Below are 21200 nucleotides of genomic sequence, written 5' to 3'. Positions count from 1 at the left end.
CTTTAATCTTTAATTCGACTTCCGTGCGTAAACACTGTCGCTTTCCCCTGACGACAGAATCCAACTAACGTTAAGTTGGCTTTCTCTGCTACCTCAATAGCAAGCGCGGTGGCAGCAGAAACGGCAAATAAAATTTCAGCGCCACAACTGGCTGCCTTTTGCACCATTTCATAGCTGGCACGGCTAGAAACCAGTACTGCACCTTGTTGCCATTGGTTGCGATGTTTCATACCCAAAAGTTTATCGAGTGCAACATGGCGACCGACATCTTCGCATCCACCGACTAATTGCCCTTCTGGTGAAATCCATGCGGCCGCATGGGTACAGCCCGTTAATGCGCCAATTTCTTGCACTTTTTTCAATTCATGTAATGCATTATCGAGGTGCGAGAGAGAAAAGGTCTGGGTAAAAGGTAGCGGGGTGATAGGTTTGAAAATTTCTTCAAGTTGTTCTGTTCCACAAATACCACAGCCTGTACGCCCCGCTAGATTACGACGGCGTTCTTTTAACTCCATAAACCGGCGGCTAGATAATTCAACTTGTACTTCAATTCCGCGGTTGCAGCCTTCAACGATATCAATTCCACGAATTTCATCACCTGACTGTATTATTCCTTCCGAAAGGGCGAACCCGATAGCAAAATCCGCCAAATCTTTTGGCGTCGCCATCATCACTACGTGAGATATGCCATTGAAGACTAAAGCAACAGGATATTCCTCCGCAACATAATCATTAACGGGTAAATTAAGGTTGCCTTTTTGTTGCACGGTTGTTTGGTTTAAGCCAATCATTTTGATTAATTTGGAGTCATTTGTAGTATTTGTTTCATACATTAGATGAATTCCTAGCATTAATGATACATAATATTAATTATGGGTAAAAAGAATTTACACCATTTGCCAGGCAATGAACCTGGATACGTAAGGAAGACGTTGAATAAGAACAGTTTACCTGATTATCGCGATTGACGTTAGGTAAACATGAGCAATGTAAATGAGGAGATCCCCATGCAAGTCAGCAGAAGGCAGTTCTTTAAGATCTGCGCTGGCGGTATGGCAGGTACGACTGCAGCGGCTTTGGGTTTTGCACCCGCTACCGCGTTAGCGTCAACGCGCCAGTATAAATTACTGCGTGCGAAGGAAACCAGAAATACCTGTACCTACTGTTCTGTCGGCTGTGGGCTGTTAATGTACAGCCTCGGTGATGGCGCGAAAAATGCAAAAGAGAGCATTTTCCATATTGAAGGGGACCCGGATCATCCGGTAAACCGTGGTGCACTTTGTCCGAAAGGTGCTGGACTTATCGATTTCATCCACAGTGAAAGCCGCTTGAAATACCCAGAAGTGCGTGAGCCGGGTACCAATGAGTGGAAACGTATCACGTGGAACGACGCGTTTGACCGTATCGCTAAGTTAATGAAAGAAGACCGTGATGCGAACTTTATTGAGAAAAATAAAGAGGGTGTCACCGTTAACCGTTGGCTGACCACTGGTATGCTGTGCGCATCGGCGGGCAGTAACGAAAGTGGATTTGTAACACAAAAATTTACCCGCGCTCTCGGCATGCTTGCCGTCGATAACCAAGCGCGTGTCTGACACGGACCAACGGTAGCAAGTCTTGCTCCAACATTTGGTCGCGGTGCGATGACCAACCACTGGGTTGACATTAAAAATGCAAACCTAGTTGTCGTTATGGGTGGTAATGCGGCAGAAGCGCATCCAGTCGGTTTCCGCTGGGCGATGGAAGCTAAAATCCATAATAAAGCCAAATTAATTGTGATTGACCCACGCTTTACCCGTACTGCGGCAGTGGCGGATTTTTACACGCCTATCCGTTCTGGTACAGATATCGCGTTCTTATCAGGTGTTATCAAATACTTACTGGATAATGAAAAAATTCAGCGTGAATACGTGGAAGCGTATACCAACGCCAGTTTAGTTATTCGTGAAGATTATGGTTTTGATGACGGCTTGTTCACAGGTTATGACGAAGAAAAACGTCAATACGACAAAACCACGTGGAACTATGAGATGGATGAAAACGGCCTTGCGCTGCGCGATCCGACTCTGAAACATCCACGCTGTGTGTTAAACCTATTAAAAGAGCACGTCAGCCGTTATACACCTGAAGTGGTGAATAATATCTGTGGTACGCCGATCAAAGACTTCCTACAAGTTTGTGAGTATTTGGCTGAAACCAGTGCTAAAGATAAAACAGCCTCGTTCTTATACGCATTAGGTTGGACTCAACATACCGTGGGTGCGCAAAATATCCGTACCATGGCGATGATCCAATTACTGCTGGGTAATATGGGGATGTTAGGTGGTGGTGTAAATGCCCTGCGTGGACACTCCAATATCCAAGGTTTGACTGACTTAGGCTTATTGTCACAAAGCTTGCCGGGTTATTTGACCTTACCATCAGAAAAACAAACGACATTAGAAAGTTACTTAGCTGCAAACACGCCAAAAGCGACGGTTGAAGGCCAGGTAAACTATTGGGGTAACTACCCGAAATTCTTTGTTAGTTTGATGAAGACATTCTATGGCGATAAAGCGCAGAAAGAAAATAATTGGGGCTTTGATTTATTACCGAAATGGGATCAAGGCTACGATGTACTGCGTTATTTCGAAATGATGGATAAAGGGGAAGTGAATGGCTATATCTGCCAAGGCTTTAACCCAGTAGCGTCATTCCCGAATAAAAACAAAGTTATTAAATCGCTTTCTAAGCTGAAGTATTTAATCACCGTTGACCCGCTGAACACCGAAACGTCGAATTTCTGGCAAAACCACGGCGAAATGAATGATGTGAACCCGGCAGAAATTCAAACTACCGTATTCCGTCTGCCATCTTGCTGTTTTGCTGAAGAAAATGGTTCGATTGTGAACTCGGCACGTTGGTTACAGTGGCACTGGAAAGGTGCGGATGCCCCTGGGGAAGCTATCAGTGATGGTGAAATCCTGTCTGGTATTTTCCACCGTCTACGCCAACTGTATGCCTCTGAAGGCGGTGCGGTACCTGAACAAGTTCTAAGTATGACTTGGAATTACTTTGACCGTGATAACCCAACGCCAGAAGAAGTTGCTCAAGAAAACAATGGCTATGCTTTAGTTGATTTGAAAGATGCTGATGGCAACGTTATTGCGAAAAAAGGTGAGCTGCTTAGCTCGTTTGCTCAGTTACGTGATGACGGTACCACGGCGAGTGGCTGCTGGATATTTACGGGAAGCTGGACGCCAAAAGGCAATCAAATGGCTAACCGTGATAACTCTGACCCAACAGGTCTGGGGAATACATTAGGTTGGGCATGGGCATGGCCTCTGAACCGCCGTGTGATTTATAACCGTGCATCAGCAGACCCAATGGGTAAACCATGGGATCCAAAACGCCAAATCCTCGAGTGGAATGGTAGCAAATGGATAGGAATGGATATTCCTGACTATAGCAATGCCGCGCCGGGAAGTGGTGTTGGTCCGTTTATCATGCAACCGGAAGGGATGGGACGTCTATTCGCACTGGATAAAATGGCCGAAGGCCCATTCCCAGAGCACTATGAACCAATTGAAACGCCATTGGATACCAATCCACTGCACCCGAAAGTTGTGTCAAACCCTGCGGCTCGTGTGTTTAAAGACGACTGGGCCCAAATGGGTAAAGCGACAGAATTCCCTTATGTGGGAACCACTTATCGCTTGACTGAACATTTCCACTATTGGACAAAACATGCCTTGCTAAATGCCATCATTCAGCCACAGCAGTTCATTGAAATTGGTGAGCGTCTGGCGAATGAAAAAGGTATTAAACAAGGCGATACGGTGAAAGTCAGCTCTAAACGCGGTTATATCAAAGCGAAAGCCGTGGTCACCAAACGTATTCATACGCTGAAAGTGGCAGGTAAAGATATCGATACAATCGGTATTCCTATTCACTGGGGCTTTGAAGGTTTGGCTGTGAAAGGCTTTATCGCGAACACGTTAACGCCGTTTGTCGGTGATGCGAATACTCAGACACCGGAATTTAAATCGTTCCTTGTCAATGTGGAAAAGGTGTAAGGAGATAAATTATGTCAATGCAATCTCAGGACATTATTCGTCGCTCTGCCACCAATTCCCTGACTCCCGCACCTCAGGTGCGGGATTATAAGGAAGAAGTTGCAAAGCTTATCGATGTGACGACCTGTATCGGCTGTAAAGCTTGTCAGGTTGCCTGTTCCGAGTGGAACGATATCCGTGACAAAATCGGGACTAACGTTGGGGTATATGATAACCCAACAGATTTAACCGCTAAGTCATGGACGGTAATGCGCTTCTCTGAAGTGGAAGAGAACGATAAATTTGAATGGCTGATCCGTAAAGATGGTTGTATGCACTGTGCTGACCCGGGCTGTCTGAAGGCGTGCCCTTCGGAAGGCGCGATAGTACAGTACAAAAACGGTATCGTTGACTTCCAATCGGAACACTGTATTGGTTGTGGTTATTGTATTGCGGGTTGCCCGTTTGATGTACCACGTATTAACCCAGAAGATAACCGCGCATACAAATGTACGCTGTGTGTTGACCGTGTTGAAGTCGGTCAAGAACCTGCATGTGTGAAAACATGTCCAACGGGTGCTATCCACTTCGGTAGCAAAGAAGACATGATTAACATGGCTGGTGAGCGTGTTGAAGAGCTGAAAACCCGTGGTTATGCGAATGCAGGTTTATATGACCCAGAGGGCGTTGGTGGTACGCACGTGATGTACGTTCTGCACCATGCAGATAAACCTCAGTTGTATCACGGATTACCAGAAAACCCGACAATCAGCCCAACAGTGACTTTCTGGAAAGGTATCTGGAAACCGTTAGCAGCGGTTGGTTTTGCTGCAACATTTGCGGCGGCCATCTTCCACTATGTGGGTATTGGTCCAAACCGCGTCTCCAAAAAAGATGAAGAAGAGGCTTTAGAAGATTTGCATAATGCAATGTCATCTGACACTTCGAAATCAAAAGAAGGGGAGGATCAGAAATGATGCCAGATGATAACGACAAAATTATCCGCCATAAACCGATTGAAAGGATCAATCACTGGGCGGTTGTGATTTGCTTTTTGTTCACGGCAATCAGTGGATTAGGGTTCTTTTTCCCTTCACTAAACTGGTTTATGAACATTTTAGGTACGCCACAACTGTCGCGAATTTTGCATCCATTTGTGGGTACGGCGATGTTCTTGCTGTTCGTATTTATGTTCTTCCGCTATTTCCATCATAACTTCATTAATAAAGAAGATATCAAGTGGGCAAAAAATATCGGTAAAGTACTGAAAAACGAAGAGGCGGGCGATGTCGGCCAATATAACCTCGGTCAGAAAGGGGTGTATTGGGTTGTCACTATCTGCTTATTAGCGCTGGTGGTCACGGGAGTGATTATGTGGCGCCCTTATTTTGCAGATTACTTCCCAATCCCTGTTTATCGTGCAGCGATTCTTATTCACTCGCTCTCTGCGATTGCGTTGATCATCATGATTGTGGTTCACGCTTATGCAGCGATTTGGGTGAAAGGTTCAGTACGTGCGATGGTTGAAGGTTGGGTGACTCGTGGTTGGGCTAGAAAACACCATCCATTGTGGTACCGCCAGCTTTTGGAAAAAGAAAAACAGCAAAAACAGCAACAAGAGAAAAACTAAGTTTTATTATTGTTGTTATCAAACCCACAAATGACTAATGTTATTTGTGGGTTTTTTATATCTAAAAAATATAAACATTCAATTTATTTGAAAGAAATAAAATTAGATATATTTATTTGATGACCTGTTTGCGATTTATTATCATTATAGTTAATCAAAATAAGATTAATAAAAAAATACACATCAAATAAAGATGCTCTTATTTCGCGTATGATTTACAATTTTTTTAAACCAATAATAAACAAATAAACATTTATTCGTTTTTATATTATGTAAAAAAAAGGCATCAACCCTTTAATTTATTGATAATAAACTATTTTTGTGATTGTTGTTTTTTTGTGAATAGCTATTGAATATTGATATTAGATCAATAAAGGTCTATCTTAAATGGTCACTGCTGATTAATTCGAGACTTTGTTTTTTATTTTAATTTAAAAGTAAACTAATGTTCTGATATTTGTTTTTTTTAAGAATGTTATAATGCATATATATTAAAAGAATTAATTGCTGGACATTGGTGATATTATTTAATAAAAATAGTAATGTAATTATTAATAAATATAAAAATAGTCATATATTCAAATATCTTTTTAACACAGCTAAATAATAGAACCCTAATTCATTCCATTTACGATAGCTAAATAAAGAGGTACCACATGGATCTTCCTTTACAAGGTATTAAAGTACTGGATTTCACCGGTGTACAATCAGGACCATCTTGTACTCAAATGTTAGCGTGGTTCGGCGCAGATGTTATTAAGATTGAGCGCCCTGGAGTTGGAGATGTCACGCGTAACCAATTAAGGGATATACCTGATGTGGATGCGCTGTATTTCACGATGCTTAATAGTAATAAGCGATCAGTGGAATTAAATACAAAAACTCCAGAAGGTAAAGAGGTTATGGAGCGGCTGATTAAGCAAGCCGACGTCCTCGTTGAGAACTTCCATCCAGGTGCAATTGACCATATGGGTTTCACTTGGGAGCACATTCAAGAATTAAATCCTCGTTTGATTTTCGGTTCCATCAAAGGTTTTGATGAAGACTCTCCTTATGCAGATGTTAAAGCTTATGAAAACGTTGCCCAAGCCGCAGGTGGTGCCGCATCAACCACAGGGTTTTGGGACGGCCCGCCATTAGTGAGCGCCGCAGCATTAGGTGATAGTAATACAGGTATGCACTTGCTCATTGGCTTACTCGCAGCGTTATTACATCGCGAGAAAACAGGAAAAGGCCAGCGAGTGACTATGTCGATGCAAGATGCCGTACTCAACTTGTGCCGTGTCAAACTTCGTGACCAGCAACGTTTAGAGAAAATTGGCTACCTTGAAGAATATCCACAATACCCAAATGGCACATTTGGTGATGCAGTTCCTCGTGGCGGTAATGCTGGCGGTGGTGGCCAGCCTGGCTGGATCTTAAAATGTAAAGGCTGGGAAACTGACCCAAATGCTTATATTTATTTTACTATCCAAGAGCAGGACTGGGAGCAAACCTGTATTGCTATTGGTAAGCCTGAATGGGCAACTGACCCCGCTTACAATACACCAAAGGCTCGTCAACCTCATATCTTTGATATTTTTGCTGAAATTGAAAAATTCTTAGCGGATAAAGATAAACATGAAGCGGTCGAGTACTTAAGTAAATACGGTGTACCTTGTGCTCCTGTACTCAGTATGCGTGAAATAGCACGAGACCAATCTCTGCGTAAGAGCGGAAGTATTGTTGAAGTTGAGCAGCCAAAACGCGGGACTTACTTGACGGTGGGTTGCCCGATGAAATTCTCTTCCTTTACACCAGATATCAAAAGCGCACCATTGTTGGGTGAGCATACAGAGCAAGTCCTAACTGAGTTAGGTTATAGCGCAGATGAAATTGCGACTATGCGAGCGAACAAAGCGATCTAATTTTAAATATTGGGGTGAGAAATCACTCCATTTAATCTTTTAATCAGTTATTTATGAGGTAGACATGTCTGCTGATCAAACCCAAAACCTGACTGATGGTATGCATATTATTGTCGATGCACTTAAAAAAAATGGCATTGATACAATCTACGGTGTTGTTGGAATTCCAGTGACTGACATGGCAAGGCATGCGCAAGCTGAAGGTATTCGCTATATTGGTTTCCGCCATGAGCAATCTGCGGGTAACGCAGCTGCAATCAGTGGTTTTATTACCCAAAAACCGGGTATCTGTTTAACGGTTTCGGCGCCGGGTTTCTTGAATGGTATGGTTGCTCTTGCTAATGCAACGACCAATGGTTTTCCAATGATTCAAATCAGTGGCTCAAGCGACAGAGCGATAATTGATTTGCAGCAGGGTGATTACGAAGAGTTAGACCAAATGAACACGGCAAAACCCTTTGTAAAAGCGTCTTATCGTGTGAATAAACCTGAGGATCTTGGTATCGCACTAGCCCGGGCAATCCGAGCTTCGGTATCAGGTCGTCCTGGTGGGGTTTATCTTGATTTAACAACGGAAGTGTTGTCTGCCGTGATGGACAAGGATGCAGCGGATAAAACCATTTTTACAGTTGAAGACCCTGCACCAAGACAAATTCCATCACCAGATTCAGTGAATAAAGCCCTTAAGTTGCTCGCCTCGGCTAAGCGACCATTAATTATTTTGGGTAAAGGTGCAGCTTATGCCCAAGCGGATGACAATATTCGTCAATTTATTGAAACAACCGGTATCCCTTATTTACCGATGTCAATGGCTAAGGGGCTGCTGCCAGATACACATCCTCTATCAGCCGCATCAGCTCGCTCATATGCCTTATCCAGTGCAGATGTTGTGGTATTAATGGGAGCACGTCTTAACTGGTTACTTGACCATGGTAAAGGTAAGCATTGGTCACCAGAAACGCAATTTATTCAGTTAGATATTGAACCTTCCGAAATTGATAGTAACCGCCCAATAGCGGCCCCAGTTGTTGGTGATATTTACTCCAGTATTGAGTCATTATTGGCAGGACTTAAATCAACCCCTGTTAAATCACCAACAGAATGGATTGTCAGTATTGATGAGCACAAGAAAATCAATGTCGAGAAAATGGCAGTTAAGTTAAACACTGACACTTCCCCGATGAATTACTTCAACGCATTACGTGCAATCCGTGATGTGCTGGTCGATCACCAAGATGTCTATGTCGTCAATGAAGGCGCTAACACGCTTGATAATGGGCGAAATATTATTGATATGTACCAACCACGTAAACGCTTAGATTGTGGAACATGGGGTGTTATGGGGGTCGGAATGGGTTATGCAGTGGGAGCCGCTGTAACAAGTGGTAAGCCTGTTGTGGCGATTGAAGGCGATAGTGCTTTTGGCTTTAGTGGTATGGAAATCGAAACGATTTGTCGCTACAAATTGCCTGTCACTATTTTGATTTTCAATAATGGTGGGATTTACCGTGGTGATGGCGTAAACCTCCATGGTGATCAAGACCCTTCTCCTACCGTTTTAATGGGCGGAGCGCGTTATGACAAAATGATTGAGGCTTTTGGTGGCATCGGCTACCAAGCAACAACACCTGCAGAGGTACAGGAAGCCTTGAGGGCCGGTTTAGCATCGGGTCATCCAACTTTGATAAATGTTGTTATTGACCCTGCAGTTGGAACGGAAAGTGGCCATATTGGTAATTTAAATCCGAAGTCTGTCGTAAAAAATTAACGCAGCATAACGTTAACTAACAAAGATAACCCTACGCGGCTCATTTTTAATGAGTGGCGTACGGGGTCTTATTGCCAAAAATAGGTGGGTCTTATGGCTGATTTTATGTATAAGATTTTTATGAGCGACCTATTACCTATCATTATTATTATGGTATTAGGTTATGTGAGTGGTAAACGAAATGTGTTTACCAGTGACCAAGCGAAAGCATTTAATAAGTTGGTATTAAATTACGCATTACCTGCTGCATTATTTGTTTCTATCGCACGCGCTAATCGAGAAATGATATTTGCAGACGCTAAATTGACTATTATTTCATTTGTGGTCTTGCTCGTTTGTTTCTTTTTCTCTTTCTTTAGCTGTAAATATATTTTTAAACATAGTCGTGGCGAAGCTGCGGTATGTGCATTAATTGCAGGTTCTCCGACAATTGGTTTCTTAGGGTTTGCGGTTCTAGACCCTATTTATGGTGAAACTGTTTCAACTGGGTTAGTTGTCGCTATTATTTCCATCATCGTTAATGCCATTACAATCCCTATTGGCCTATTCCTACTGAACCCATCTGATGCGGAAGGGAAAAAGGGTGGTGGCGGTATGGATGCATTAATATCCGCCTTTAAAGAACCCGTCGTATGGGCTCCGGTACTTGCGACCGCACTGGTATTGGTTGGTGTGAAAATTCCTACCGTTTGGGACCCAACATTTGATTTAATTGCGAAAGCAAACTCTGGTGTTGCGGTATTTGCCGCCGGTCTGACATTAGCCGCTAATAAGTTCGAGTTCGATGGTGAGATTGTTTATAACACGTTATTAAAGCTAGTTTTAATGCCAGGGTTAATGTTACTGGCGGGTATGATGTTTAATATGGGAACAGAGCAACTGCAAATGATGGTATTAGCTGGGGCATTGCCACCTGCTTTCTCTGGAATAATTATTGCAAGTCGCTTTAATCTGTATACCCGGACAGGAACTGCGTCGCTGGCGGTGAGTGTACTTGGTTTTATCATCGCAGCTCCAGCGTGGATCTACATCTCTCGACTCGTTTCATAGAAAGAGTCAATGGGGCAAAATGAGTTGCCATGGCGTGAGAAATGACGCCATGGCAGTTTTGTAAAAAGGTGAATTATGACTTCTTCAAAACCGCTTGATGGGATACGCGTTCTTGATTTTACTGGGGTTCAGTCAGGCCCGTCATGTACACAAATGCTTGCTTGGTTCGGTGCTGATGTGATCAAAATTGAACGCCCAGGCGTTGGGGATGTGACACGTAATCAATTGCGAGATATCCCTGATGTGGATGCGCTGTATTTTACGATGTTAAACAGTAACAAACGCTCTTTAGAGCTCAACACCAAAACGCCAGAGGGAAAAGCCGTGATGGAGAAACTAATACGTCAATCTGATGTATTAGTTGAAAATTTTCATCCGGGGGCTATCGACCATATGGGGTTTACGTGGGAGCACATCCAAGAACTCAATCCTCGATTAATTTTTGGGTCGATTAAAGGGTTTAATGAGAATTCACCCTATGCGAATGTGAAAGCCTATGAAAATGTTGCTCAATCTGCTGGTGGTTCAGCATCAACGACGGGTTTTCCTGATGGCCCTCCGACCGTAAGTGCTGCGGCATTGGGGGATAGTAATACGGGTATGCATTTATTGATAGGCATACTGACGGCGTTATTACACCGTGAAAAAACAGGTAAAGGGCAACGCGTTACTATGTCAATGCAAGATGCGGTGCTTAATTTATGTCGTGTGAAATTACGTGACCAACAACGTTTAGAAAAACTCGGTTTCTTAGAGGAATACCCTCAATACCCAAATGGCACGTTTGGTGATGCGGTTCCTCGTGGGGGGAATGCGAGTGGTGGCGGTCAGCCGGGAACAATGCTCAAATGTAAAGGTAGCGATGTTGACCCAAATGCCTATATTTATTTTATTAATCAAGACCATAATTGGGAAAATACCTGTGATGCTATTGGGCGCCCAGAATGGAAAACCGATCCTGCTTTTGCCACTACACAGGCACGTGCAAGTCATATCCAAGATGTATGGGATGCAATTGAAGAAATCGCTAAAGACAAAGATAAACATGCACTAACTGATTATTTTGATCAGTTTGATGTGCCATGTTCTGCAGTATTAAGTATGAAAGAAATTATGGATGACCCTTCTTTGCGTCGTAGTGGTTCGATTGTCGAAGTTCAACAACCAAAACGAGGCTCATATTTAACGGTGGGTTGCCCAATGAAATTTTCAGCGTTTATCCCTGAAATTAAAAGTGCTCCATTGCTTGGGGAACATAATAGCGAAGTATTAAAAGAGCTTGGTTATAGTGATGAACAAATTATGGAAATGAAAAAAAATAATGTTATTTAATTAATAATATTAAACTAGCTCTTAATATGATTTTCTAAAAAAGCTAATTAATATTAGCGGCTATATTCAGATATTAGATATATTCAAATATAGCCGCTAAATTCAGGCGATTACTACCTCAATCAATTGGAATTATAGAAATATTTTTCCCTATTTAGTTTTTATTTTTTTATTAATAAATTCTTTGAATAAGGATTATTGTATGAGTATTGCTGAAATAAAAAAAAGCAGTAAAGTCGCAGCCGTTGATTTTATTCCTGCATGGGGAGACTTAAATGGGAATATTCAACGTTTAGTCGAAGCGACAGAAAAAGTGGCTGCTCAAGGGGTAAATTATGCCGTATTTCCAGAAACGGCAGTGAGTGGTTATTTATTTTCGGACTCTACGGAATTAGCACCTTATTTAGATACTATCCCTGGCAAAACGACTGCTGCAATACTGCCTGTATTGGCTCGAACAGGAATGTATATGAGTGTCGGTATCGCGGAGCGAGATAGCGAAACAGGGCTCGCCTATAATTCAGCCGTTTTGATGGGGCCGGAAGGTATTATTGGTAAATATCGTAAAATAGGCCTGAATTCTCAAGATCAAAAAGTATTTGCACCGGGCAATACTGGTGTCAAAACTTTTGAAACACCGATTGGCCGTATCGCATTATTGATTTGTTATGATGATACCTACTGGCAATACGTTCGATTAGCTGCATTAGAAGGGGCGCAAATCATTGGTTGGCATTCAGTATCCGACCGAATGATGCCAAATGCCACCCCTGCTGAAATGTTGGGCGACCACTCAACGGTTGCGCATGTACAACATATGAGCGCATTCAATGGGTTGTGGGTTATTTGTGCTACCCGAAGTGGAATTGAAACTAACCCAATTACTAAAGGGCAGCTTTACTATAATGGGGGCTCAAGTGTGTGGTCGCCATCAGGGCATAAAGTGGCTCAATCTCCCGTGCTTAGCCCGCTAGAGCTAGAACCCGGGCTAAATGGCATATACTGTGCGACGATTGATTTAGACGAAGCAGATAAGCAACGTGATGCATTACTCGCGAAGCGCCGCCCTGAATTATATTTCCCAACACTGGCTTTTCACCGCAGCCCAACAGATATCAATGCGACAGAAACAGTAATACAAACGACGCTTATTGCTGCTCAGTGGGAAAAATCTATTTCTAAGTTAGATGCAATTCAAGTGGGAGAAAATGAATTGCTGGTTTTACCCGAGCTCTCTGCGCTTCCTTATACGAATGACCCGAACCTTATTTTGTCCCATGCTGAAAAGCAAGGGGGAGCATTTGAACAAACACTGTGTCAGGCTGCTCATCAAGGAAAAGGCTATATTGTTGGAAGTTATCCTGAAATTGAGATTGATAAAGTGTTCCACACCGTCATTCTTGCGGGCCCATCAGGGGAAATATTAGCCCGCTATCGTGTCACACATCTTAATGAACGGGATAGCGGCTGGGCAACAGCGGGTAGCGCTGTGAGTGTGACAGCAACGCCAATTGGGCGTATTGCACTGGCGGCGGCACATGAATTAGACGTTCCTGAATTAGGGGGGTTATACAGTATGTTACGTGCTGATATTCTTGCTGCACCAGCGGGCATCCCATGTGATTTAAAAGTGGAAATTGATAGCCATCTTTTTTCGGTTGAAGAGCCGCCAACAGGGCGTGTCGATTTTATCCCTTATGCAATTGCTACATTAAACCAGTTATGGGTGGTTTGTGGCGGGCGAAACGAGCGTGATTCTACGTCAGCGGCTATTTATGGGCCAGAGCCTGTTGTCCTTACTCCCACATTGACAGCACAAAGAGGGGCTGAAGATGTGCGTTTGCAAGCTCAGGTACCCGCACCTTTTACTTGGATTAACCAAGAACGGTTGGTGAGTGGTCAGCAAGCTATTTGGTTTCCGCCGCTAACACAGTAGATTATAGTTCAAGCGAAGTTTGAGTGAAAAAGGCGGGGGAAACCCGCCTACTAATATGTTATTACAGGGTGTGCTGGTGGTTGAGTGCTTCAATGGTTTTCTTGGCACCGTTATCACGCAGTGAAAGGTAAAATGCAGTCACCTTTTCAGTAAATAGTGAATTATTAACCAGTTCTTCGGTAAACAAACTGTTGAGGGACAGCAATGCGCGAACACGGCTTTCATCATCAGTGCTGTTTGCAACCAGCTCAGCCAATTTTACAGCCTGTGGGTCGCTGACTTGAATTTCTGCGCCATGATCATCTTTTCCGCTGACATAACGCATCCATCCCGCAACGGCTAAGGCTAAATAATCAAATGATTGGCCATTTTTCAGGTGAATTTGGATAGAATCGAGTAAACGTTGGGATAATTTCAACGTTCCATCCATCGCGATTTGCCAAGTACGATGTTTCAACCCCGTATTTTTAAAACGCTCAATCAGGGCATTAGCATAGGCTGGTAAATCCACATTTTTGATGGATAACGTTGGTGCTTGCTCATTGACCATCAAGTGATAAGCGGCTTTTTCATAAGCGCTATCCTGCATGCACTCATTAATATATTGGTAACCAGCCAAATAACCTAAATAAGCAAGGAAAGAGTGGCTACCATTTAACATGCGCAGCTTCATTTCTTCAAATGGAACGACATCCGTGACTAACTGAGCGCCCGCTTTTTCCCATTCAGGGCGACCTGCGACGAAATTGTCTTCAATCACCCATTGGCGAAATGGCTCACAGGCAATGGCGACTTTGTCAACGACAGGGCCTAGCTGGGATTGAATTTTCTCCGCTGTGTCTGGTGTCATGGCAGGCACAATTCTATCCACCATGGTAGATGGAAAGGTGACATTGGCTTCAATCCAATTGGCCAATTCAATATCCTGTTTTGCAGCCATCGCTAAAATGACATTTTTCGTGATATGGCCATTTTCAGGCATATTGTCACAGGACATGACCGTAAATGGTGTAATACCCAGTACCTTACGGCGTTTTAAGGCTTCAACAATCAGACCCGGTAGTGATTTCGGGGTATTTGGTGAGGCTAAATCATGCGCAATAGCGGGGTTCGCAAAATCAATCGAACCTGTCGCGGGCACATAGCAATAACCTTTTTCAGTAACCGTCATGGAAACGATGGCAATATTAGGGTCTAACATGCGATTGATAACGGCATCAATTCCGTGAATGGTTGGGTGTAATGCTTCTTTTACCACACCGACAGTACGGGTTTGCCAATTATCGCCTTGCATTTCAACTACGTTATAAAGGCAGTCTTGAGCGAGTAAATCTTCAATTTGTTGCTCGCCACCGACTAAATTGACCTCACAAAAACCCCAATCACTCTGCTGTTCCGTAGCTAAAATATCCGCAAAGATGGCTTGGTGGGCGCGGTGGAACGCGCCGAAACCTAAGTGAAGCATTTTTACCTTTACCTGCTCCCTATCATAGCTTGGTACTTTGATTGTGGCGGGTAATTGGTTTAGGTTATTGGTTGACAGTTGCATATTTCACTTTACCTTTTTGTTGTTCAGCCTCTTCAACCGCATCCAACGTGCTGGTTAAATCACGATCTTTCACTTCAGGCATGATAATGGCACTGATTAATGAAATGGCAGAGTAAATGATGATCATGATTGCAATTGGCCACCAGCTTCCGGTGATGCTACAGAAAATACCCGCTAGAACTGGGCCTAAACCAGAGGCAATTAAGCCACCAATTTCTTTGGCCACAGCCATACCAGTAAAACGGTTACGTGAGTTGAACATTTCAGCCATCGTAATATTTTCTAAGGCAAATAATCCGAGTACTGAACAGTTATGAACGATAATAATACAGATGGTAATTAAGCTAACGCTGTTCGCACCATCGACGATGATAGATAACATCGGATAGGCGAGCAACATGGCAGATAAACTAAGAATAATATAAGGAATACGGCGCCCGAATTTATCAGATAGCAGACCAATCACAGGAATGGTCAGGAAACCGACAACGGAGCTGATCATGATCGCATCAGTTGGAATACTTTTATCAAATAATAAGCTTTGAACTAAATATCCCGCTAAGAAAGTTTGAATTAACCCAGAGTTACCCGCTTGACCGAAACGAATACCAGTTGCTAACCAAAATGCTTTAGATTTAAACATGGCAAAGAAACTTTCTTTCGGTGGCGTTTGTACCGCAACTTTGGCTTCTTGCTCTTCCGTATTTTGTACTTTCTCAAATACTGGGCTTTCTTTCAGATTCAGTCGTAACCACACGGCAAACAGCATCACAACGAAGCTTGCCAAGAAAGGTACACGCCAGCCCCACGCCAGCAAGTCTGATTTGTCTAACCAGAAGAACATAACCGCCCAAATCGCAGTGGCGCTTAATGTGCCGCAGTTTGTCCCCAGACCCACGAGTGAAGCCACAATACCGCGACGGCCTTTTGGTGCATATTCTGCCAGCATGGTACCTGCGCCTGAAATTTCAGCGCCTGCCCCTAGGCCTTGAATAATTCGCAAAAGAACTAATAATAGCGGTGCGAGGATACCTACCTGTGCGTAGGTTGGTAATACCCCGATTAATGTAGTACACACCCCCATCATGGTGATGGTGATAAAGAGTACTTTTTTACGACCGATTCGGTCGCCCATTTGACCAAAGAAAATCGCACCAACAATACGTGCGACATATCCGGCACCGTAAGTTCCCATAGCAAGAATTAATGCCATTGAAGCGGATTGTTCAGGGAAAAATATTTCATGGAAAACAAGTGCTGCGCCTAACGAGTAAAGCTGGAAATCCATAAACTCCAGAGCGGTTCCTAGCCAGCCTGAAACTGCAGCTTTGGTCAGATCGCCAGAGCTGCGTTCCACTTTCCCTGATGGATCAATTGACTGAGTATTCATATTATTATCCTATTAATCACGTAGAGTAGTATCCAAAATCGGATTTAGTTTTTTTAATTAAATTAAAAGGTTAAAAGAATTTTACAGCAGGTCTTCTGGTCTTTTTCAAAGGTTAATATTGCCTCTTGCGCTTCAGTGAATGGGAACTGATGCGTCAAGATTTTCGTTGGGTCAATTTTTTTAGATTCTATCCAGCTAATCACCTCAGGGAATTTTTTGGCATTCAAACGTGAAGAAAACAATGAAATCTCTTTGCTGGTGATACTTTGCTGTGTAACGGCACTTGCTTCACTTGAAAAACCCATAATAGAAACTCTTGCTGCGGGAGAAGCAATCAAGACGGCTTCTTGTAAGATAGCGGGATGGCAAGCTGCATCAAGTACTAACGTTGGGCGAAGACCCAGTGTTTTGAGTTGCTCTGGTAGTGGGGTTTGTGAGTTATCAATGACAATATCAGCACCACAATCTTTTGCTCTAGCTAAACGCTCAGCCACGCGGTCAACTACAATCAAGGTTTTGACTTGATAAACCCCTTTGAGAACCTGTGCGCAGGTTAACCCAATCGTACCCGCACCATAGACTAATGCGATGTCATCTTGAGTTGGGTGAACATGCGAAGTCACGTTGGCGGCAATAGAGTATGGTTCAACGGTAACGGCACATTCATCGCTGATTGAATCAGGAATGGTATAAGCGTTTGCTGCAGGGACATTAACATATTCAGTGAATCCGCCATCAGTATGAACGCCTAATACTTCTAGTGTCTCGCAAACATTTGGTTTACCAATTGAACATGGGTAGCAATGACCACAACTGAGAACAGGGTCGATAGAGACACGTTCACCAATGCGTTTACTGTCTACGCTGGAACCGACTTTTTCAATGACACCGAAAAATTCATGACCAATCACTCGTGGATATTTTGCAAATGGGTTATGGCCACGGTAGATATGGCTGTCAGAACCACAAATACCGGCTAATCGGACTTTTATTTGTACTTGATTTTCAGTTGGTTCAGGAACTGAACGCTCTTCAATCAATAATGTATTAGGTTCTTTAATTACTACCGATTTTACAGCTTTCATATTTAACTCCGAATAAAATAAAAATTACCAGTTCCACAACGTGCCGTCTTCGAGACGAGCAACTGGAAGATAAGCTGGGTTGTACGGGTATTTCGCTGCCAGTTTTTCATCAAAATCGATACCTAAACCGGGCTTATCACTTGGGTGCATATAACCATCGTTGAACGTCCAGTTGGTCGTAAATACGGACAACATTTCTTCGGAGTAGCCCATAAACTCTTGAACGCCGAAATTTGGTACCCATAGATCAAAGTGTAAGGCGGCAGCATGGCAAATAGGGGATAGGTCAGATGGACCATGAGAACCGGTTCTGACTTGGTAAAGTGAAGCGAAATCAGCAATCCGGCGCATACCCGTGATCCCTCCAGCATGCGTGATTGTGGTGCGGATATAATCGATGAGTTGCTCTTCAATCAATTGTTTACAATCCCAAATGCTATTAAAAACTTCACCTACAGCGATTGGGGTGACGGTATGTTGACGAATTAATCTAAAACAAGCTTGGTTTTCCGCTGGTGTTGGGTCTTCCATCCAAAATAATCGATAATCTTCAATACTTTTACCGAAGCGAGCTGCTTCAATAGGGGTCAAGCGATGGTGCATATCGTGTAGAAGGTGCTCATTGAAGCCATATTTGTCCCGAACGGCTTCAAACAGTTTGGGCATAAAATCGAGGTATTTTTCGGTTGACCAAAATTGCTCTTCAGGGTGATGGCCTTTTGTGGCAGGTTCATAAGCAAGGTTTTTTCCTTTACTCTGCCCATAGGTGGTTGCCATTCCTGGTATGCCGCACTGCACACGGATCGCTTTAAAACCTTTTTCTTTATATTTCGCGTAGTTATCTAGTGTTTCGGCAATATCGGTACCCGTGGTATGGCAATAAACCATCACTCCTTCACGAGAAGCGCCACCGAGTAATTGATAGACTGGAAGGTTGGCAATTTTGCCTTTAATATCCCACAGTGCCATATCAATCGCAGAAATGGCGGACATCGTAACTGGGCCTCTACGCCAGTAAGCTCCCTTATAGAAGAACTGATAAATATCTTCAATTTTATGTGGGTCACGGCCTATCAACTGAGGACAGAGGTGATCTTGAAGATAGGATGCCACTGAGAGTTCTCTCCCGTTAAGGGTGGCATCACCTAGTCCATATATGCCTTCATCGGTGGTAATTTTTAATGTAACAAAATTACGACCGGGGCTACATACAAAGACTTCTGCTTTTATGATTTTCATTTTGGCCTAAATCCCTATTACTTGTTAACCAACTGATCAACCAAATCACCCCGCATTACTCAAACTGGTTTATTTATTGGTTAACCAAATTTTCTTTTTTTCACTCTATCAATCGGTAAATTAAAAAACAATGACTAAAAAGACGACAATAAGTGAATCTGATCACAAATTGGTTAACTAATTTTGTGGAAATAGTGGATAAATTGGTTGACCATTGTTGTGAGGGACGATAATCTACAATGGAAGAACTAAATTTAATTCGACAACGCGTTGTACATATATATGAAAACTCAATACCGCTCGTACCAATACCTAGGTCAGCAGTTAAAAGAGCTCATTGCATCTGGTGAATATCCGATAGGAAGTCGTTTAATGCCAGAGCGTGAGATCGCTAAAAAATATGATGTTAGTCGCTCATTGGTACGTGAAGCACTCATCATGTTAGAAATTGAAAAATTGGTTTCTATCAAGAAAGGTTCTGGTGTTTATGTCATCAATCACCCAGATCTATTAATTGATGAAGTCAAAAGCTTAGACCATGGCCCTTTTGAAATACTGCAAGCTCGCCAAGTGATTGAAAGTGCGATAGCTGCATGTGCGGCCTTGTCAGCAACAAAAGCCGATATCCAAGAGATCCGCGCATTACTAGAGGATGAGCGAATCAAAGTTGCGAATAATGAAAGTGACGATGCGAATGATCATAAGTTTCATGTGTTAATTGCTCGCGCAAGCAAGAACGACATGATGGCGAAGATTATTGATGATATCTGGGCTGTGCGGTTACAAAGCCCTATGTGGGATAAGCTACATGAGCATATCGACAATACGACTTACCGGAAGAAGTGGTTGATTGATCATGAAAATATTTTAAATGCACTACAAAAACGTGATCCTGAATTGGCTAAAAAAGAGATGTGGCAGCATTTAGAGAATGTCAAAAATACGCTAATGCAGCTTTCTGATTTTGATGACCCCAATTTTGATGGTTACTTATTTGAAACAATTCCTTATCAGACTATTTTTGAATAATCGCAGGAGAAGTACTTATGGAGCATACGTGGCGTTGGTACGGTCCTAATGACCCTGTTTCTTTAAGTGATGCTAGGCAAGCAGAGGCGACGGGAATCGTCTCTGCGCTCCACCATATTCCTAACGGTGAAGTTTGGAGTGTTGAGGAGATTTTAAAGCGTAAAGCTATCATTGAAGATGCTGGGTTAGTTTGGTCTGTCGTGGAAAGTATTCCTGTTCACGAAGATATTAAAACTCAACAAGGTAATTTTGATCTCTATATTCAAAATTACCAACAAAGTATTCGTAATTTAGCATCCTGTGGTATTAAGACCATTTGCTATAATTTTATGCCAATTCTAGATTGGACGCGTACTGACCTTGCTTATACGCTACCAGATGGCTCCAAAGCGTTACGGTTCGACAATATTGCCTTTGCCGCGTTTGAAATTCATATTTTAAAACGTGAAAATGCGGCGGCGAGTTATTCAGAACAAGAAGTTAAAGAAGCGGCTGAGTATTATGCCAATATGTCATCTGATGATATCGAAAACCTGATTAAAACCATCATTGCAGGGCTACCGGGCGCAGAAGAAGGTTATACATTAGACCAATTCCGTGAGCGCTTGGCGCTGTATAATAATATTGATGAAAATCAGTTACGTGAGAACTTACGTTATTTCTTGCAGAAAATCGTTCCTGTATGTGAAGAAGAAAATGTGGTTTTAGCTATTCACCCCGATGACCCTCCGCGCCCAATTTTAGGCCTGCCACGTATTGTTTCTACCATTGAAGATATGCGGTTTATTAAGCAAAGCTGCGATAGCATTCATAATGGGTTTACTATGTGCACAGGTTCTTATGGTGTGCGAGCCGATAACGACCTAGTAAAAATGATTAATGAATTTGGTGATCGTATTCATTTCACACATTTACGTTCAACGGTGAGAGAAAACAACCCAAATACTTTCCATGAAGGAAATCATATTGCAGGTGATGTCGATATGTTTGAAGTGGTCAAAGCCATTTTAGCGGTTGAACAAAAACGCCATGCTGCGGGGCTTGCACCAATTCCAATGAGACCAGATCATGGTCACCAAATTTTGGATGATTTGAAGAAAGTGACTAACCCTGGTTATTCCGCTATTGGCCGCTTAAAAGGCTTAGCAGAGGTGAGAGGGTTAGAATTAGCGCTGAAACGGATGTATTATCCAGAATTATTAAAAGTATAATTTTCTTTTCAATATTGGCTTTTATTATTTGGTATTTATG

The 21200-nt window shown here is 42.8% G+C and carries 15 protein-coding genes; 10 read left to right on the top strand and 5 right to left on the bottom strand.

Annotated elements, in window-relative coordinates; all coding sequences use genetic code 11:
• Positions 1 to 2 precede the first annotated feature (2 nt).
• Positions 3 to 833, bottom strand: coding sequence for a formate dehydrogenase accessory sulfurtransferase FdhD (gene fdhD / locus FVA72_RS21535; protein ID WP_094961979.1), 831 nt, complete (start codon positions 831 to 833; stop codon positions 3 to 5).
• A 174-nt stretch (positions 834 to 1007) separates the two neighbouring features.
• Between fdhD and fdnG the strand changes: the two genes are divergently transcribed.
• From fdnG to FVA72_RS21495, 8 genes are all read left to right on the top strand, one after another.
• Complete coding sequence (gene fdnG / locus FVA72_RS21530) at positions 1008 to 4055, top strand: formate dehydrogenase-N subunit alpha (RefSeq protein WP_094961978.1); 3048 nt, start codon at positions 1008 to 1010, stop codon at positions 4053 to 4055.
• A gap of 11 nt (positions 4056 to 4066) precedes the next feature.
• Positions 4067 to 5011 (top strand): formate dehydrogenase subunit beta, encoded by a 945-nt coding sequence (fdxH, locus tag FVA72_RS21525; RefSeq protein WP_004906826.1) that lies wholly within the window; start codon positions 4067 to 4069, stop codon positions 5009 to 5011.
• Positions 5008 to 5664 carry a formate dehydrogenase cytochrome b556 subunit gene (fdoI, locus tag FVA72_RS21520; RefSeq protein WP_094961977.1) on the top strand — a complete coding sequence of 219 codons (657 nt, stop codon included), beginning with the start codon at positions 5008 to 5010 and terminating at the stop codon, positions 5662 to 5664. The genes fdxH and fdoI overlap by 4 nt, the downstream gene beginning before the upstream one ends.
• Before the next feature lie 656 nt (positions 5665 to 6320).
• Positions 6321 to 7571, top strand: coding sequence for a formyl-CoA transferase (frc, locus tag FVA72_RS21515; RefSeq protein ID WP_004906213.1), 1251 nt, complete (start codon positions 6321 to 6323; stop codon positions 7569 to 7571).
• 64 nt (positions 7572 to 7635) lie between these two features.
• Positions 7636 to 9339, top strand: a complete 1704-nt coding sequence (gene oxc, locus FVA72_RS21510; protein WP_094961976.1) for an oxalyl-CoA decarboxylase — start codon at positions 7636 to 7638, stop codon at positions 9337 to 9339.
• Between the two features lie 105 nt (positions 9340 to 9444).
• Positions 9445 to 10389 carry a transporter YfdV gene (yfdV, locus tag FVA72_RS21505; protein WP_004906833.1) on the top strand — a complete coding sequence of 315 codons (945 nt, stop codon included), beginning with the start codon at positions 9445 to 9447 and terminating at the stop codon, positions 10387 to 10389.
• Between the two features lie 75 nt (positions 10390 to 10464).
• Positions 10465 to 11721 (top strand): formyl-CoA transferase, encoded by a 1257-nt coding sequence (gene frc / locus FVA72_RS21500; RefSeq protein WP_110592769.1) that lies wholly within the window; start codon positions 10465 to 10467, stop codon positions 11719 to 11721.
• Positions 11722 to 11923: 202 nt separating this feature from the next.
• Positions 11924 to 13657 (top strand): nitrilase-related carbon-nitrogen hydrolase, encoded by a 1734-nt coding sequence (locus FVA72_RS21495; RefSeq protein ID WP_110592770.1) that lies wholly within the window; start codon positions 11924 to 11926, stop codon positions 13655 to 13657.
• Between the two features lie 61 nt (positions 13658 to 13718).
• Here FVA72_RS21495 and FVA72_RS21490 read toward each other — a convergent pair whose 3' ends face one another.
• From FVA72_RS21490 to manD, 4 genes are all read right to left on the bottom strand, one after another.
• Positions 13719 to 15206, bottom strand: a complete 1488-nt coding sequence (locus tag FVA72_RS21490) for a mannitol dehydrogenase family protein (protein WP_110592771.1) — start codon at positions 15204 to 15206, stop codon at positions 13719 to 13721.
• Positions 15187 to 16596, bottom strand: a complete 1410-nt coding sequence (locus FVA72_RS21485; RefSeq protein ID WP_110592772.1) for an MFS transporter — start codon at positions 16594 to 16596, stop codon at positions 15187 to 15189. Before FVA72_RS21485 ends, FVA72_RS21490 begins: the two co-directional genes overlap by 20 nt.
• A gap of 62 nt (positions 16597 to 16658) precedes the next feature.
• A complete protein-coding gene (locus FVA72_RS21480; RefSeq protein ID WP_110592773.1) occupies positions 16659 to 17681 on the bottom strand; it encodes a Zn-dependent oxidoreductase in 1023 nt (340 codons plus the stop codon).
• Between the two features lie 24 nt (positions 17682 to 17705).
• The gene (gene manD, locus FVA72_RS21475; RefSeq protein ID WP_004906197.1) at positions 17706 to 18920 is read right to left on the bottom strand and encodes a D-mannonate dehydratase ManD; all 1215 of its coding nucleotides are present in this window, start codon (positions 18918 to 18920) and stop codon (positions 17706 to 17708) included.
• Between the two features lie 282 nt (positions 18921 to 19202).
• On the opposite strand from manD, the gene FVA72_RS21470 reads away from it, so the two are divergent.
• A complete protein-coding gene (locus FVA72_RS21470) occupies positions 19203 to 19949 on the top strand; it encodes an FCD domain-containing protein (protein ID WP_004906196.1) in 747 nt (248 codons plus the stop codon).
• A 17-nt stretch (positions 19950 to 19966) separates the two neighbouring features.
• Positions 19967 to 21160, top strand: coding sequence for a mannonate dehydratase (gene uxuA, locus FVA72_RS21465; RefSeq protein WP_094961970.1), 1194 nt, complete (start codon positions 19967 to 19969; stop codon positions 21158 to 21160).
• Positions 21161 to 21200: the final 40 nt, after the last annotated feature.

Source organism: Providencia sp. PROV061, from assembly GCF_011045655.1.
Classification (GTDB): domain Bacteria; phylum Pseudomonadota; class Gammaproteobacteria; order Enterobacterales; family Enterobacteriaceae; genus Providencia; species Providencia hangzhouensis.
This window is presented reverse-complemented; position numbering and strand designations above follow the sequence as displayed.